At 47.2% G+C, this 15495-nt stretch carries 20 protein-coding genes; all 20 read left to right on the top strand.

What is annotated here, in order from left to right; translation table 11 throughout:
* Window positions 1-9 precede the first annotated feature (9 nt).
* The gene (locus tag BUA14_RS14370) at window positions 10-579 is read left to right on the top strand and encodes a phage tail protein (protein WP_072773236.1); all 570 of its coding nucleotides are present in this window, start codon (window positions 10-12) and stop codon (window positions 577-579) included.
* The gene (locus BUA14_RS14365; RefSeq protein WP_072773235.1) at window positions 576-1040 is read left to right on the top strand and encodes a hypothetical protein; all 465 of its coding nucleotides are present in this window, start codon (window positions 576-578) and stop codon (window positions 1038-1040) included. The genes BUA14_RS14370 and BUA14_RS14365 overlap by 4 nt, the downstream gene beginning before the upstream one ends.
* Entirely contained in the window at window positions 1018-1320 is a 303-nt protein-coding gene (locus tag BUA14_RS14360; RefSeq protein WP_143153468.1) for a hypothetical protein, read from the top strand. The genes BUA14_RS14365 and BUA14_RS14360 overlap by 23 nt, the downstream gene beginning before the upstream one ends.
* On the top strand, window positions 1320-2777 hold the full coding sequence (locus BUA14_RS14355) for a phage tail sheath family protein (protein ID WP_072773233.1): 1458 nt from the start codon (window positions 1320-1322) through the stop codon (window positions 2775-2777). Before BUA14_RS14360 ends, BUA14_RS14355 begins: the two co-directional genes overlap by 1 nt.
* 15 nt (window positions 2778-2792) lie before the next feature.
* Window positions 2793-3317: a phage major tail tube protein gene (locus BUA14_RS14350; protein ID WP_072773232.1), complete on the top strand. Its 525-nt coding sequence runs from the start codon at window positions 2793-2795 to the stop codon at window positions 3315-3317.
* Window positions 3318-3329: 12 nt separating this feature from the next.
* Window positions 3330-3659: a phage tail assembly protein gene (locus tag BUA14_RS14345; protein WP_072773231.1), complete on the top strand. Its 330-nt coding sequence runs from the start codon at window positions 3330-3332 to the stop codon at window positions 3657-3659.
* Between the two features lie 93 nt (window positions 3660-3752).
* The gene (locus BUA14_RS14340) at window positions 3753-6197 is read left to right on the top strand and encodes a phage tail tape measure protein (protein WP_072773230.1); all 2445 of its coding nucleotides are present in this window, start codon (window positions 3753-3755) and stop codon (window positions 6195-6197) included.
* On the top strand, window positions 6190-6408 hold the full coding sequence (locus tag BUA14_RS14335) for a tail protein X (protein ID WP_072773229.1): 219 nt from the start codon (window positions 6190-6192) through the stop codon (window positions 6406-6408). Before BUA14_RS14340 ends, BUA14_RS14335 begins: the two co-directional genes overlap by 8 nt.
* Window positions 6405-7421 carry a phage late control D family protein gene (locus BUA14_RS14330; protein WP_072773228.1) on the top strand — a complete coding sequence of 339 codons (1017 nt, stop codon included), beginning with the start codon at window positions 6405-6407 and terminating at the stop codon, window positions 7419-7421. Before BUA14_RS14335 ends, BUA14_RS14330 begins: the two co-directional genes overlap by 4 nt.
* The gene (locus BUA14_RS14325) at window positions 7421-7876 is read left to right on the top strand and encodes a phage baseplate assembly protein V (RefSeq protein ID WP_242954662.1); all 456 of its coding nucleotides are present in this window, start codon (window positions 7421-7423) and stop codon (window positions 7874-7876) included. Before BUA14_RS14330 ends, BUA14_RS14325 begins: the two co-directional genes overlap by 1 nt.
* A gap of 2 nt (window positions 7877-7878) precedes the next feature.
* On the top strand, window positions 7879-8292 hold the full coding sequence (locus tag BUA14_RS14320) for a phage tail protein (RefSeq protein ID WP_072773226.1): 414 nt from the start codon (window positions 7879-7881) through the stop codon (window positions 8290-8292).
* 21 nt (window positions 8293-8313) lie between these two features.
* Window positions 8314-8622 carry a GPW/gp25 family protein gene (locus BUA14_RS14315; RefSeq protein ID WP_072773225.1) on the top strand — a complete coding sequence of 103 codons (309 nt, stop codon included), beginning with the start codon at window positions 8314-8316 and terminating at the stop codon, window positions 8620-8622.
* Window positions 8609-9727 (top strand): baseplate assembly protein, encoded by a 1119-nt coding sequence (locus BUA14_RS14310; RefSeq protein ID WP_072773224.1) that lies wholly within the window; start codon window positions 8609-8611, stop codon window positions 9725-9727. The genes BUA14_RS14315 and BUA14_RS14310 overlap by 14 nt, the downstream gene beginning before the upstream one ends.
* Window positions 9720-10370 carry a phage tail protein I gene (locus BUA14_RS14305; RefSeq protein ID WP_072773223.1) on the top strand — a complete coding sequence of 217 codons (651 nt, stop codon included), beginning with the start codon at window positions 9720-9722 and terminating at the stop codon, window positions 10368-10370. Before BUA14_RS14310 ends, BUA14_RS14305 begins: the two co-directional genes overlap by 8 nt.
* Before the next feature lie 12 nt (window positions 10371-10382).
* Complete coding sequence (locus tag BUA14_RS14300) at window positions 10383-11465, top strand: phage tail protein (protein WP_072773222.1); 1083 nt, start codon at window positions 10383-10385, stop codon at window positions 11463-11465.
* Entirely contained in the window at window positions 11462-14116 is a 2655-nt protein-coding gene (locus BUA14_RS14295) for a DUF6273 domain-containing protein (RefSeq protein ID WP_072773221.1), read from the top strand. The genes BUA14_RS14300 and BUA14_RS14295 overlap by 4 nt, the downstream gene beginning before the upstream one ends.
* A gap of 8 nt (window positions 14117-14124) precedes the next feature.
* The gene (locus BUA14_RS14290) at window positions 14125-14307 is read left to right on the top strand and encodes a hypothetical protein (protein ID WP_072773220.1); all 183 of its coding nucleotides are present in this window, start codon (window positions 14125-14127) and stop codon (window positions 14305-14307) included.
* Complete coding sequence (locus tag BUA14_RS27955; protein WP_178371698.1) at window positions 14307-14483, top strand: hypothetical protein; 177 nt, start codon at window positions 14307-14309, stop codon at window positions 14481-14483. Before BUA14_RS14290 ends, BUA14_RS27955 begins: the two co-directional genes overlap by 1 nt.
* Window positions 14484-14623: 140 nt before the next feature.
* The gene (locus tag BUA14_RS14285) at window positions 14624-14920 is read left to right on the top strand and encodes a hypothetical protein (protein ID WP_018306360.1); all 297 of its coding nucleotides are present in this window, start codon (window positions 14624-14626) and stop codon (window positions 14918-14920) included.
* A gap of 2 nt (window positions 14921-14922) precedes the next feature.
* The coding region (locus BUA14_RS14280) for a glycoside hydrolase family 25 protein (protein ID WP_207649554.1) at window positions 14923-15495 on the top strand (573 nt) is incomplete at its 3' end.

Below are 15495 nucleotides of genomic sequence, written 5' to 3'. Positions count from 1 at the left end.
GGTGACGATATGAGAAAGAAAACGAGCTTTGATTTAACTGTTCCTCAGCTGCAAAAGCTTGAGGAACAGTTAAAAGATTTTCCGGAACAAATCCCGGCAGTTGCAGTCAGGGCAATCAACCGTGCTGCTGAAGCGAGCCGATCCGCCGTCTCAAAGTTTGTTCGAGAAGAATACTTCATTGGAGCAAGCAATCTAACCGGGAGAATTAAGATCAAAAAAGCCTACCAGGCGGATATGGTTGCCGATATTTATGCCAAAGACAGAACCATCTCAAGTATCAACTTTAAGGTTCGAGCCAATAAACCCTTACCCAAGAAAGGGAGCTATGCCCATTTAAGGGTCAAAAAAAGCTCTTCAGGGGGAATGGTAAAGGGCTCTTTTATCACGACCGTTCGCGGGCGCCACCGCAACGTATTTACCAGGGTTACCAAAAACAGATTCCCCTTGCGCAGCCTGCATAGCCCTTCTGTTCCTCAAATGATGGGGCATGAAGACGGGATCAGGGTGATGGAAGAAACGGCGAGGGAAGTGTTAGAGAAACGCCTGGAACATGAGGTTGAGAGGGTGCTTAAACAATGACACCGATTGAGTTAGTGGATTCCTTAGTCGCCTTTTTTAAGAAGGCCGCTGCAGAGTATGACCTTGCTACTAAAACCGGCGCAGGTAAGCCCCCGCAGGTCTATGCCGGGTATTTGCCGCCTAAAGACAAAGGCGATGACTCGAACGAATTTCCTTTCATCATCGTCAGATATCTCGAAGAGGATGATAACAATGAAGCGACCGAAGTAAAGATCGGGGTGATCATCGGCACATATTGTGAAGATGAACAAACCGGCTGGCGCGATCCTCTGAACATCGCTACACGGCTCAAAATAGCCTTGAAGAAGGCTGAGGTCATCGGCCCTTATTCCTTGACAAGGTCTATTAAGGTCGATCTTTTTGAAGATCAGCCCTTTCCGTATTGGTACACAACCATGGAAGTGAGCTTTTACATTCCCCAAGTCCAAATAGATTGGAGTGAACACCATTTTGACTACTAAGCCTAAAAAAGAAACTCCGGAAAAGGCTGTTCCTGAAACAAAGGGAGCAGCCTTGATTTATGTCGGTCCAACGAATAAATTGATCACGCGCTACACCGTGTATAAGAATGGATATCCGCCACACTTAAAGGAGCAGATGGAAGAATACAAGGTCTTGAAAAGCTTGTTTGTCCCCCTTGAACGATTAACCGAATTTGAGAAGAAAGTAGTTCAAAAAGGAACGCCGGAGCAGATTTGGTTTCAAGAAGCACAAAAGTATTTTAGTGGGGTGAGGAAATAATGGCTTATAAACATGGTGTCTATGTCGGTGAGGTCCCAACATCCATTATCTCTCCCGTGGAGGCTACGGCGGGGCTCCAGGTTGTTGTCGGCACCGCACCCATTAACTTGGCAGAATCAAAAGAGTATGTCAATAAACCCTTGCTTGCCTATTCATACTCTGAAGCCGTACAAGCCTTAGGCTATTCGAATGACTGGGATAGCTATACCTTATGTGAAGCCATGTATACAGCGTTTAGCTTGTATGGCGTGACCCCCATTGTTTTCATTAACGTGCTCGATCCCTCGTCACATGTGGAGGAAGCTACAGGCAGCACTGTAGACGTTTTAAACGGAAAGGCCACTATCAATGTTGAGGGTGTCTTATTGGATACTTTAAAGGTGAAATTAAACCAGGTGAGTGAAGCTGAGCTAATCAAAGATGTTGACTATACAGCTTCATTTGATGACGGAGGCAAAGTCATCATTGCGCCAATCCCTGGAGGGGGAATTCCTGCGGAGCAGACATCTCTTTGGGCATCCTACAGCAGGCTTGACCCCGGCAAAGTTACAGAAACGGACATCATCGGGGGCGTGGATATAGAGACCGGAGATTTGACCGGGCTTGAGTTGATGAATACGGTATTCCCGAAATTTGGTTTGGTTCCGGGTACCCTACTCGTCCCCAAATTCAGCAAAAAACCCATGGTCGAGGCAGTAATGAAAGCTAAGGTCGGTGTGATAAATACCTACTTTAAGGCCATAGCGTTGGTTGATGTAGATTCTACCGAAGCAAACAACTATACCAAAGTAGCGGAGTGGAAAAACCAAAACAACTATACGGCAGCCAATGAAGTCGTATGCTGGCCCAAGATTGCTTTGGGGGATAATGTGTTTCACCTATCAACCCAGCTGGCCAGCTTGATGAATCATGTAGATTCTCTCTACGGCGATATACCGTACAAAAGCCCATCCAATGAGGCGCTGCAGATGAACAGGATGATGCTGGAGGATGGCAAAGAGATCAACCTTGGACCTGACCAGGCTGCCTATTTAAACGGACAAGGTATCGTAACAGCCCTCAACTTTATTGGCGGATGGAGGGCTTGGGGGAATAGAACGGGAACGTATCCGGCTGTGAGCGACGTCAAAGACTCCTTCATCCCTGTCCGCCGGATGCACAACTGGGTCGCTAACACCATTATCCTGACAACGTGGCAAAAAGTGGACGATCCGACCAATAGGCGCCTCATAGACACCGTAGTCGACAACTTGAATATTTGGCTTAATGGACTGACTGCAGAAGGGGCACTGATAGGCGGCAGAGTGGAATTCCGCAGCGAAGAAAATCCGATTACGGACCTCCTGAATGGCATCGTTCGTTTTCATGTCTTCCTTGCTGAGCCCACCCCGGCCGAGAGCATCGAATTCACCCTGGAATTTGATGCAACGTATTACAATCAATTATTTGCCGTGTAAAGGAGGGAAGCTTCAGTGAAAAATATTATCCCGGAAAAATTGAATGATTTCAGGGTTTATGTGAATGGGTCGGCAGACCTGAAGGGAACTGCTGATTTGCAACTCCCTTCTTTTGAGAGTATGACGGAATCCGTCAGCGGCGCCGGTATAGCGGGAGAGTATGAATCACCCAATATCGGGCATTTTCAGAGCATGAAATTCACAATCAACTGGAAAATGATCACAAGTGAGTTGACGGAGTTTCTAAAACCGGAAGTGCTGATGATCGATTGCCGCCTAGCGAACCAGGAATACAATGCAGTTCAGGGCAGGCACGAATTCAAGGCCAATCGGGTCGTCGTGAAAGGAATACCCACAACCAATGATCTTGGCAAGGCAGAAAAAGGGGCAACCTATGACGGCTCATCAGAACTGGAAGTGCTTTATATTAAGATTCAGCGTGAGGGAAAAACGCTGGTTGAACTGGACAAAATCAACTATATCTATCTCGTGGATGGCATTGACTATCTGGCAAACCTTAGAACAGCACTGGGCATGTAAGGGGGAAACATAATGGAAATTAAGCTCATAAAACCTCTAACTTTAGAGGACAAGGAAGTTAAAACGATAGATTTAAAACTCGATGAACTAACCGGTGAAGACATTCTCCAAACCGATTTGGAGATTCGCGCCGGCGGGGATCCGCGGGGCTTTGATAATGTCTATAACCAAAATGTCTTGCTGATTATAGCCTCAAAAGCATCCGGAATCATTACCGATGATCTAAAAAAGTTATCAGCTCCTGATTTTTTGGAGGTTACCTTTACTGTGCGAAATTTTTTAATGGGATTGTTGGCTCGGCCGGAGGAGCCAGAGAGTTCCGCAGAGCCTACTTTAAATTAGCCTCAATCACTCATGCAAGCATTGAATACTGGGAAAGAAAAACCCTTCGTGATCTAAAGGCATGGCGAGAGGCATTAGCTGAGGAGGAGGAAAATGGCTAGAAAAACGTTTGAAATGAGTTTTCAGATTGGAGGAAAGTTGGCCAGCTCCTTCTCCAATGCGTTTTCCGGGGTGAACAATCGCTTAACGGATTTAGGCAACCAGGCAAGACAAACTCAACGTGCGCTGGATTCCCTGAACAATGATTTTCGCAGAGGCAAAATCGAACAAGAGCAGTATGAAGAGGCAACGAAGAGGCTGACAAGGCAATTAGCAAAGCTTGAAATGGCGCAAAAAGGCCTGAATGATTTTAAGAGTTCCCTGGCTGGTGGAGCTGCTATGGCAAAAAGTGCGGCGGCCATGGCAGCCGTTGCTGGTGCGGCGGCTGCTACAGGGGTTGCCATAAATTCTCTGTCCACGGCGGGGAACTTTGAACAGCAAATGACCAAGGTAGGAGTCATAGCCGGAGCCTCAAGCAGGGAATTGAACGAACTTAAGGATACAGCACTTGAGTTGGGAGCGAAGTCCTCGCTTTCGGCCAGTGAGGTTGCCGTGGCCATGGGCGAAATCGCCGCCAAGGGCATGGATACGAACGCTATCGTGGGTGCAATGCCTGGTATCATAGCCGCCGCCGAAGCTTCAGGAGAGGACCTGGCCATGACCTCCGAAGTTGTTACCTCGGCACTGAATGCTTTTGCAATGGAAGCGTCGGGTGCTTCTCATGTCGCCGATGTCATGGCGATGAGCGCGAATAAAACAGCAGCTGGGGTTGAGGATTTGGGTTATTCATTCCAGTATGCAGCTCCTGTGGCCAATACATTGGGGATTAGCCTTGAAGAATTAGCGGCAGCGACCGGCATTATGGCAGATAAAGGGTTAGGCGGTCAAAAGGCAGGCACAGCCCTGCGTATGGCTTTAATAAGGCTGTCCGATCCGCCGACAGAAGCTGCAAAGGCCTTGAGCAGCTTAAATTTCGAAGTTACGGATTCCCAAGGTAAGTTTAAAAGCCTGACCCAGCTGTCAAAGGATTGGAATAAGGCAACAAAGAATCTGAGCGATACTCAAAAAGTGCAGTACGCTTCCACTGTTTTTGGTACAGAGGCAGCAACAGGGATGATTAACCTTTTTGCAGCCGGCTCGGATAAAATTGATGAGCTGACCAAATCCTTGGAGGGATCCACAGGGGCAGCCAAAGAGGCTGCAGATGCTATGAAAGACAACTATGCGGGGGCTTTGGAAGAATTAAGCGGTTCGATTGAAACGGCGCAGATTAAATTTATGACCCCTGTCCTTCCTGTTTTCAAAGAACTGTTTGAAGGCGTTGGCTCAATCCTCGATACGAATTTAGGCGGCATCGAACAAGCCGGGGGACAGCTTGCCGATGGATTAAGGGACATTTTTGAGCCGTTCGCCACGAAAAGACCTGAGTTAACTCCGGAAATAAGGCATGACCCGGATGCGTATGCGCAATACCGAAAAGATCTGTCTAAATACATGAAGTTTGAAGGCATGGATTTTGGAGATAAGTTTGTCTACATGCTGGATGAGGCCGCGGTGAAGATTTCGGCGTGGCTCGATGGCCCTGGCGGCGAGAGTATGAATAAAATCTTTACGAAACTCGGAGAAATAGCGGCTAAGGCATGGTTTAATGCTTTCACGGGATTAGTCAAATCGTCAGTTAGCAACTTAGCTCAGGGAAATTTAGCGTCTGGGTTAGGGCTGGGGGCCGCAGCTTGGACCCTTGGCGGGGGAGCCCTAGTCAAAGGTGGGTTAGCCGTTGGTAAAATGGCCGGCGGTATGATAGGGGCAAAAGGGCCGGTCCAATTAGGAAGCAAAGCTGCTGCTACCGTTGCACCGGCTGCCAAGGCAGTGCAGTCAGGGGGCAAGGCGGCCGCTACAGCTGCGCCTAGGGCTGCACAAACAGCAGGTAAAGTTGCTTCATTGACAAGTAAATTAGGGGGCGTTGGAAAGGTGCTTGGCAAGGCGGCCGTACCCATAGCGGCTGTCACAACGGTCATCGATGTCATTCGGTCCGATGATAAGGCGAGGGCGGCCGCATCTGGGGCAGGAGGTTTAGCCGCGGGAGCGGGCGGGGCTAAAGTGGGGGCGGCAATCGGAACTGCGATAGCCCCCGGAATTGGTACGGCCATAGGTGGTGTCCTTGGGGGAATCGTGGGTTATGCCGGTGGTAAATGGCTGGGCGGTAAAGCAGTCGATACCGCACGACAATCTGCCCAACCGCCAGGCAACACCAAGGAGACAGCAGCCCAGGCAGATGATTCATTAAACACGCTCAAATCCGGAACAGATAAGCTGAAGACTAATCTGGAGGCCTTAGCAAATCAGGCTGAGCAGGCAGAAGGATGGCTGGAGTCACTTAGCTCAATCCAAACGGCTGGTAAACAGGTGGAGCAGGCCTTATATAATCTGGCCATGCGCATCAATAATGTTCAAATGCCAAATATGGGCGGAAATAAGAGGGTGAGTTTCTTTGGCTAAGCTGTATGTGACGATACAGGGTGATACCTGGGACGCAATTGCTTATAAAACGCTGGGGAGCGAATACAGGCTCCCCTTGTTGCTGGAGGCTAATCGGCAGCATCGAAAAATCACAATATTTCCTGGGGGAATTGAGTTGACTATTCCGGAGGTTGATACCTCAAAGCATACTGAAAGACCACCCTGGCTCGGTGAGGATGATGAGTTATGAATAGCAGATGGACCTTCTTGGATTTAACCTATAATAAGAGCAATATCACCGCAGAGCTCGAAGGACATATTAAAGATTGGACCTTCACCGATAACCTAAGCGGGCAAATCGACGATTTGCAAATTACCCTGGAGGATGTAGATCATAAATGGCTTGGTGAATGGTTTCCGGCTAAGGGAGATCTTATCGAGGCGGTCGTCTACAAGCGTGAATGGAAAGACCAACTGCAAAAAACAAAGATTGGTAAATTTGAAGTCGATGAGATTGAGGCTGCGGGACCGCCCTCAGATATTACCATAAAAGCTTTATCTGTCCCCGAGTCGTCAAGTCTGCGTGGCCAGGAAAAGTTCAGAGCTTGGGAAAACACGACTCTGAAAGTCGTTGCCGGTGATATCGCCGGGCAGAATGGGTTAAAGCTATATTTCGAAGCCGGCGACGATCCTAAAAAAGAACGCTACGAGCAAGAAAGCGAAACGGACTTGGCTTATCTGTATAAGCTCTGCAACGACGAGGGACTTTGTCTTAAGTTATCCAGTGGGTCAATTGTCATCCTGGATGAGGCCGACTATGAGGCAAAGCCCCCCGTGGCGACCATTAAGCGGGTAAGTGTGGAGGGCGACGAGATCCAGGTTATAAGCTGGCAGGCGAAGACAACGCTTAGCGGTACCTATCGGTCGGCGCGTGTTCAATATCATGACTCAAGCACGAAGAATACGATCACAGCATCCTTTGCACCGCCGAATCCTCCGAAGGTGGGTAGAGTGCTTGTGATTAAAAATGAAATAAAGTCGGTCGCCGAGGGGCAAAAATTAGCCAAGAAGAAACTTCGCGAGGCGAATAAAACCGCGACAACGGTATCCATGACAGTCGTTTCCGAAAAGCACTTAGATGCGGGGATGACGATTGCTTTAGAGAAGTTCGGGAAATTCGACGGAAAATACATCATCACGCAAGCAGTCCATTCTCAAAGCAAGGTGACACTTCAGCTGCGGAGATGTTTGGAGGGGTATTGATGAATGAGAGAGTAGGAGAGGTTGTGTCGATTAACCCCGCCAAATGCAGAGTCAGGGTCAGATTTTATGACCAGGACAGTCTTATTTCCGAAGAATTACAGGTTGTTGTAAGAGGAACCTTAAAGAATAAAGATTACTGGATGCCTAAAGTTGGTGAAGCAGTATTTTGCAGCTTTACGGCGCAAAACAAGGGCTATGTTCTGGGAGCGGTATATTCGGAAGGAGATCCGCCGCCTGTAATCAGCGAAAGCAAAAGGCACATTGAGTTTGAGGATGGAACAATTCTGGAATATGACTCATCAGACCATACGCTGTCTATCGAATGTGCCGGGCCCATCAATATAGTTGGAAATGTTACTGTTTCTGGTGATGTCTTGGCGAGTGGTGTTTCGCTTAAAAGCCATACGCATGCCGAGACAGGAGGGACGACGAGTCCGCCTAATGGAGGTGGTTAATCATGGCCAAGGTTGGTAGTTTTGGAGATATAGTCTTTGAAGTCTCAGAGAAAAAAACCTTAACTTTTGCTAATTTCGAGAGAAAAGGATCGGCCAGATGGAGCGATCATGAGATTCTAAACTATAAACCGATATCAGAGTTTATTGGCTCATCTCTTGAGGAGCTTAGCTTTACAATCCTATTAAAAGCTGAGCTTGGAGTTAATCCTTTAAAGGAGCTCGAGCGACTTCGGAAAATGAGGGACACGGGTAAAGTCGCTCCCTTAATCATCGGAGAAAGGCCGGTCTCAGAGAATCAATGGTCGATTCAACAGTTAAGTGAGTCTTATAAAACTATTGATGATCAGGGTAATGTGCTGTCGGCTGAGGTTAACCTAGGGCTAAAAGAATATTATGCAAAAAAGATGGTCACATGATAAAGAAGGAGGAATGACGTCGTGCAATATGAGATAAGGCCTTTAGAAGAAATCGATTTTGGGGCAACTGGAGCACAGGAAGTATTGCAGAATGTAGCGTTCATCCTTTCAACAACGGTGTCTAGTTGTCCAATGGATAGGGCTTTCGGATGGATTCCCGACTTGGATTCACCAATTCCCGCGGCCAAGGCAAGAAGCGCAGCCAGGGTCATCCGGGCAATTAAGGAAAATGAACCAAGGGCTATTGTTGAGCAAGTAAGGTTTGAAGGTGACCTTCTTAATGGACAGCTCAAGCCAATAGTGAGGGTGAGTATAGATGAATCGATTTAATTTGCCTGATGTTAGCTTCCTTGAGAAGGACCCTCAGCTCATCGAGAGTGATTTATTGTCTTATATTCAGGGCAAAACGGACATAACTCTTTCTAATGCGGATCCGCGAAGAAAATTTATTCAAGGGTTAGTACTTTACATTGCACAAGAAAGAAACAATCTTGACTATGCATTAAAACAAAATCTCTTAGCCTACGCAGATGGAGCGTTTCTGGATCATTCCGGTGAAGGGGCTTTAACACCAAGGCTTGGGGATCAAGCGGCAGTAACAACCATGGAACTTGCCTTAGAAGAGGACCGAGTATCCGTTTTGATCATAGAAAAGGGAACTCGGTTTTTAGTTGGAAAAAATGCTTTTTTTGCCACAGAGGAAACTATAGCCGTTCCGGTAGGTCAACATACAGTCCAGATAAAGGCTTACTGCACTGAAAAAGGGGGCGTGGGGAATGGATATTTACCAGGCGAGATAACGATGCTCGTTCAGCCGTTAGCATGGGTAAAGCGCGTTAGGAACGTTACGATTTCGGCCGGCGGTGTTGATGTCGAGGAGGATGATCCTTATGCGGAAAGAATCCGTATTGCTCCGGAGTCGTTCTCCGTAGCCGGGCCAGAGGGGGCTTACGAGTATTGGGCAAAAAGGGCCAGTCAAGATATAGGGGATGTTAAAGTTTGGAGTCCGAGTGAGGGCACCGTGGATATTCGGGTGTTGCTTAAAAACGGAGAACTGCCAGCCCAGGAGATCCTTGATAAAGTACTGGCGGCATGCTCAGACAAAGAAAATCGGCCTCTTACAGATAAAGTTATCGTTAGCGCACCGGAGCAAGTTCCTTATGATATAAGCGCCCAGTACTGGGTTTTGGCATCTAATGTTACTGTCCTGGATTCGATTCAGCAAAAGGTAGAAAGAGCCTTCCAAGAGTACCTAAATTGGCAAAGATCTAAGATGGGGAGAGATATTGATCTATCCGAGTTGATTACCAGATTGAAGCAAGCGGGAGCCCATCGTGTGGCCGTTGATTCTATCATGTTTGTGGGAATTGAGAAATATCAAGTAGCGAAAGAAGAAAATGTGGTCTTATCGTTTGGAGGGTTGGCAGATGAATAGTTTAATGGATTATTCCATAACCGACCTTCTCCCGGATAGCTTGACAAAAGATGCCTTCCTGGTTGCTTTAGCGGAGGCGGTAGAGATCGAGCTAAAAGAGCTGTATAGAGAAGCGGAAATGATTTCAAACTTTTATGATGTGAACAGACTCCCGGAGATTTTGCTTAATTTCGTCGCTCACCAGAAACATGTGGATTTTTATGATAATGCTTTGCCGATTGAGACAAAGAGAAGGTTAGTGAAGGAAAGCCCTTACTTGCACAGAATAAAAGGTACCCCTAGGGCCATTGAGAAGGCTGCATCAACGATCTTTGGCCGCAGCAAGATTGATGAGTGGTTTGATTATAATGGGGATCCATTTTGTTTTCGCATAAGCGTTGAGTCCGACAAGCACGGGGCCTCTGAAGCAGAGCTAATTTCGCTCGATAAACTGATTAACGCATACAAAAATGTTAGATCTCATTTAGATAAGATTAGCATCTATCTCGCCTCGCAAGGAGGAATGAACTTTGCAGGGTGCGCCTTGGCCGGTGAACACACAATTATTTATCCGTGGAGCACGACAAAACTCGAAGGTAAAGGAAATATGCGCTTTGGGGCGGGTTATCAATCAATGGAAACAACGATAATTTATCCTGCCTAAGGAGGGAATATAATGGCAGAAACTTTTTACACGCTACTTACAAACATAGGTATGGCCAAAATAGCAAATGCGCAGGCATTGGGGACAACAGTGAATTTAACCCATATAGCTGTAGGTGATGGTAATGGGGCGTACTATAATCCTACTGCATCACGGACTGCGCTTGCTCGCGAGGTGTGGAGGGGGCAAATCAGCTCGATTGATGTTGACGCAGACAATCCAAATTGGATAGTGATTGATGGTGTTATTCCAACTAGTGACGGAGGTTTTATGGTCCGTGAGGCCGGTGTGTTTGATGGAGCTGGAGATTTAATCGCAATAGGCAAATATCCGGAAACCTATAAACCGGTTGTAGCCGAGGGGAGTGCGAAGGATCTTTATATCCGTCTGATTATTGAGGTTTCAAACGCAACAACAGTTACACTTAAAATTGATCCAGCGGTCGTGCTGGCTACGAAGATCAATCTTAATGATGCGAGGGCGGAAGCGAAATCCTATACCGACGCTGCGTTGACTGCGGCTAAAAGCTATACCGACGTCCATGAAAATAAGGATGCACCTCATTCAGGACATGAAACCCCTGCCGGAGCTCAAGCCAAAGCCGACGCGGCCACCGGCGTGGTAGCCAATGCCTTGGTTGCACATGAGGATGAATTTGCTCGCTACAAATCTAATGTAAATCTGGAATTCACCGATTTACGCATGCAGCTCGAAGAAGCCAACGTCCTGGATTTCATCAACAAAACAGGCGTGGGCTTTTACGATTTGTTTCAAACGACTGAATATGTGGACACGGCGAAAACGACGGCCACAGTCGATACGACAAATAAGGTTGTAAAGTTCGGAACCCCCTCGCCTTCCCCGGCCCGGGCAACGGTTACGCTTAGCGACAACCCCGGCAATGGAGATACCCTCACCATAGGGGATATAACTTATATTTTTAAAACGGTCATTTCGGCTGCTTATGACGTTGCCATTGGCCCGGATCTTGGGACGACGGTATCAAACTTAACAAAGGCAATAATGCTCAGCGGCACGGCTGGGGTCAATTACGGAACTGGGACACTGATGAATGATAAGGTGGTGGTAGTATGACACAGTTACTTTCTGATTTACCAATTGGTAGTAAAATTAAATATGGCACCTACAAAGTCGAAAATAGCTCTGTGGAACCCATAATATGGAGGATAGTCGATAAGAACCACGCGGGCTATCCAGACGATTCAGTGACATTGTTAACAGATAGGATAATCGATTTCCGCGGTTTCGATGCCAAGGAGCCTGGCAACGGCTCGTCGGGTCGGGTCGAGTATGGGAATAATCGCTATCGTACATCGAACCTGAGACAATGGTTAAATAGTAATGGGGCCGCCAATTCATGGTGGTCGGCCCAGAATCTTACTGGGGGCACCGCTAATACAAATAATCATGATGCACAACCTGATAATTTAGGCATGAATGGTGAGCCAACTGGCTATAGTGATATTCCAGGATTTCTCAATAACTTCACAGCCGACGAGTTATCAAAAATTTTAGATACGAGTATAACGGTGGCGAAAAATACGATTACCGATGGGGGTGGTAGTGAAACAGTTATTGACAAAATATTTCTTCTGTCATGTACCGAGGTGGGACTTCCGAATGAGAACGGTATTGCAGAAGGTGGTATTTTAGCCGAATTTAGTAATAATGCCAGCAGGGTAGCTTATCCCACATATCAGGTATGGAGTAATACATTGACCAGTAATAGGGCGTCGGTTTCATCATCCGCTTGGCATTGGTGGCTGAGGACACCACGGGCGACGGAGTCAGGTTATGAGCGTGGAATATATACCGATGGCTCCTTGAATAGTTTCTGGTGCATAACTTCATATGGTATTCGCCCTGCCATGAATCTGGCCTCAGATATTATGGTATCCGATCTACCTGACGAAAACGGTATTTATTCTATGGTTTGGGAGGTATCTCTCAATCTGAGGACCACAGAAATCGGCCAGGAAATGAATGATACCGTATTGACTACGACCTCCCCTTCTATCTCTTCGGACGGTTTTAGTGGCGGTCGAGATGATGCATTGGATGTCCTCAAAATGCTTCCCCAGTTCTTCGATCCATTCAAACACTTGGACCTACGACTCAACGTCCCAAAGATTGGTAAGGCAACAATCAAAGGTGCAGTAGAAGATTCCACTACTGTAATTACAGGAAAAACGGATAAGCACCTGGAGGTAGGTGATAGGCTATGGACGGGGATTGAGAATGAAATATTAGACCTGAATGGAAACTTCTCCGAGCATATAGTTGTGGATGCCACTGTGATAAACTCTGCACACTCAACAGAAGGTAATGGTGGGCGAAGGTTCGTAAACTTGGCAAATGGATGGTTGGTCGCAGTAACCTATAACGCGACTGATAAAAAGTATCACTATAGGGTATCTAAGAATGGAGCACCGTTTGAAGATCTATGCCAATATAGTCACCCTCAAAACACGGGAAGAATTTCGATAGTCCCTAGAGGGAATAGTATTTACTCATTATTAGCTTTTCCTACACAAATCGTGAATTTACACTTTGATGCCACTACAGTAAGTAATATTGACTTATCTACCGTGTCGACATCGGTTGGAAAATACGGTACAGCGAACGCAGATACAGGACAAACAGAAACGGGTAACGTAGCCCTAGGTATCAACGAAACTAGCACAGAACTGCATGCATGTTGGAGTAGTAAGAACTCCACCTATCCGAACTCATTTAATATCAGATATGCCAAGGGGACAATCAACCAGGACGGTAGCGTGACCTGGGGCAGTACCGAACAGATAACTAAATATAATACTGCAACATATAATATATTTGCCGGGAAACCGAGTATACTGTTGGATGGTAATGGTATACCGATCGTTTTGATAGAGCAACCGGAGATATCCTTTGACGGTGGCACTAGCGTAAGGGCCGCGAGTGCCATAGCGGCAATGAAAAGGGATAGTGGGTTCTCTACGAATACCTATCTGAACTCTCCTTGGACATATAGTCTCGTATATTATAGCCCTAGCCCATATGTTCAGGCCACACCCTCCGCAATCTACGTCTCTTCCGGAATAAACGGATTACCGGATGGTCGTATATGGGTTGCATGGAGTGGGACTGATGCCACTTATACAGTGGGCGGGTGTTTGCGTATTGCTTACTCCGATGATGGGGGCCAAACTTGGAGCACGATGGAGAGGTTGACAACCGGTAATAGCTCCGGTAGGTACCCAACAATAACAGTAAACAAAGACAACGAGATTCATATTGTCTTCGTTGCAGCGACCACTAATAATTATGGTATCAAGAGTATTAAAAATGTGGATGGTGTATGGGGGCCAATTACCCAGATTGAAAATGATACCTCGGACGGATCAACCAGTGGGCATCCATCCGCTATATTTGATCCATCCATGACTTTCACAGTACCATTATTCATTTATACGCATGAGAAGGAAGCCAAGGTAGGTTTTTATGGTGCCTGGACGGTCGGTGAGGGTTACACTCTAGAAATGCAAAACCCCTGTACCCTCACAGACGGTCAGCAGGTACCAATAGTAGACCTCCAGGTCAGCCAAAGAAATACGCAAATCCCCTTACACTCGATCGAGTCAAATCAGATCAATTACCGATTAGAAACCAACGACGTGGTTGTGGATTTGACTGTAGAGGGCAAAGAAACAGAACTCAGCAGCCTGGCCTACGCTATAAGTTAGGAGGACATATGGGCAAATACATTAACAAGGAGATTCTTGATAAAAAAAGGGCAGAATCCCTCAAGGACCAACAGATACAGGATTTGGAATTGGCACTAGCCGATCAAATGGCCAAAAATGTAGAATTGGAACAGCGTCAGCAGGATACCGAGCTCTTGCTGGCTGATATTTTAGCAGGAGGTGTTATGTAATGGCATACCCAGCATACACAGTTAGAGTTCTGGCCAGAGCGATTATCACGAAGGTTGATATGGGCGATGGGACGGCAGAGGAATTGGTGGTCGTCTACCCCCCTGAGGATCAACAGCCGATACTTGACCAAGTTTACGTTTTTAGGCCGGATTTAAAACCGGTCGAGGAGATATAGTTTCGCGCGCAACGCCACATAGGGCGTTATTTTTATGCCCCAAATACGGCCCGAAACCCGCAGGAGGTGACGGGGAGTAGGGCGCTGGGGTAGTCACCATTATGACGGGATGTCCATAACATATAAGAGAGGTGAGGCATTTGGATTTTACAATCATTACGGCCCTCATTGGAATTGTGGCAACTTTGTCTGGAATCATCTTAGGCTGGTCGGCAAAGGCAAAGGAGGCTAAGAACGAAGTGAGAAAAGATGCAGAGTTAGACACTACGCTCCGCACGGATATGGAGTACCTCAAGCGCGGAGTGGATGATATCCGCATAGAACAACGCTCGCAAGGGCAGAGGATGGATGCCATGGGCGAACGCCTTACCCGGGTTGAGGAGAGCAGCAAACAGGCCCACAAGCGGATTGACCGCATGGAGCAGAAAGGAGAATAGCTATGCATATCGTTGACCTTTCCGAGTGGCAAGCCCCGTCCGCGATTAACTATGACACATTTGCAAAGCAGCTTAGCCTTGCCATTGTCAGGGTACAGTATGGTGCCGGCTATCAAGATAAACACTATAAGACCCACATCACGGAGCTGCAAAAGCGTGGTGTGCCGGTGGCCGTATACGCTTGGGTTCGCGGCAAAACCATTGCTGAGATGGAGGCAGAGGCCACGGCTTTTTACAACAGGGCTAAGGAATTTAATCCGGCTATGTGGTGGCTTGACGTGGAGGAGCAGTCCATGACGGATATGCGTAGTGGGGTATCTGCTTATCAACGGTGGCTAAGGTCATTGGGGGCCGGCAAAGTGGGGGTGTATATTGCTCACCATCTCTATGGCCAGTTTAACGTCAATGTGGCTGAATTTGACGCTGTGTGGATTCCGCATTATGGGCGCAATGATGGGACCAGGAACTCAAAGCCCTCTTATCCTTGCGACATCCACCAATACACGGATAAGGGGAGTCTGCCGGGATACAATGGCAGCCTGGATCTAAATGCTGTTATTTCGAGTAAGGACATT

This window comes from Desulfitobacterium chlororespirans DSM 11544, assembly GCF_900143285.1.
GTDB classification, from domain to species: domain Bacteria; phylum Bacillota; class Desulfitobacteriia; order Desulfitobacteriales; family Desulfitobacteriaceae; genus Desulfitobacterium; species Desulfitobacterium chlororespirans.
Note: the sequence above shows the minus strand (reverse complement) of the source record. Positions and strands in the feature narration are given on the sequence as shown.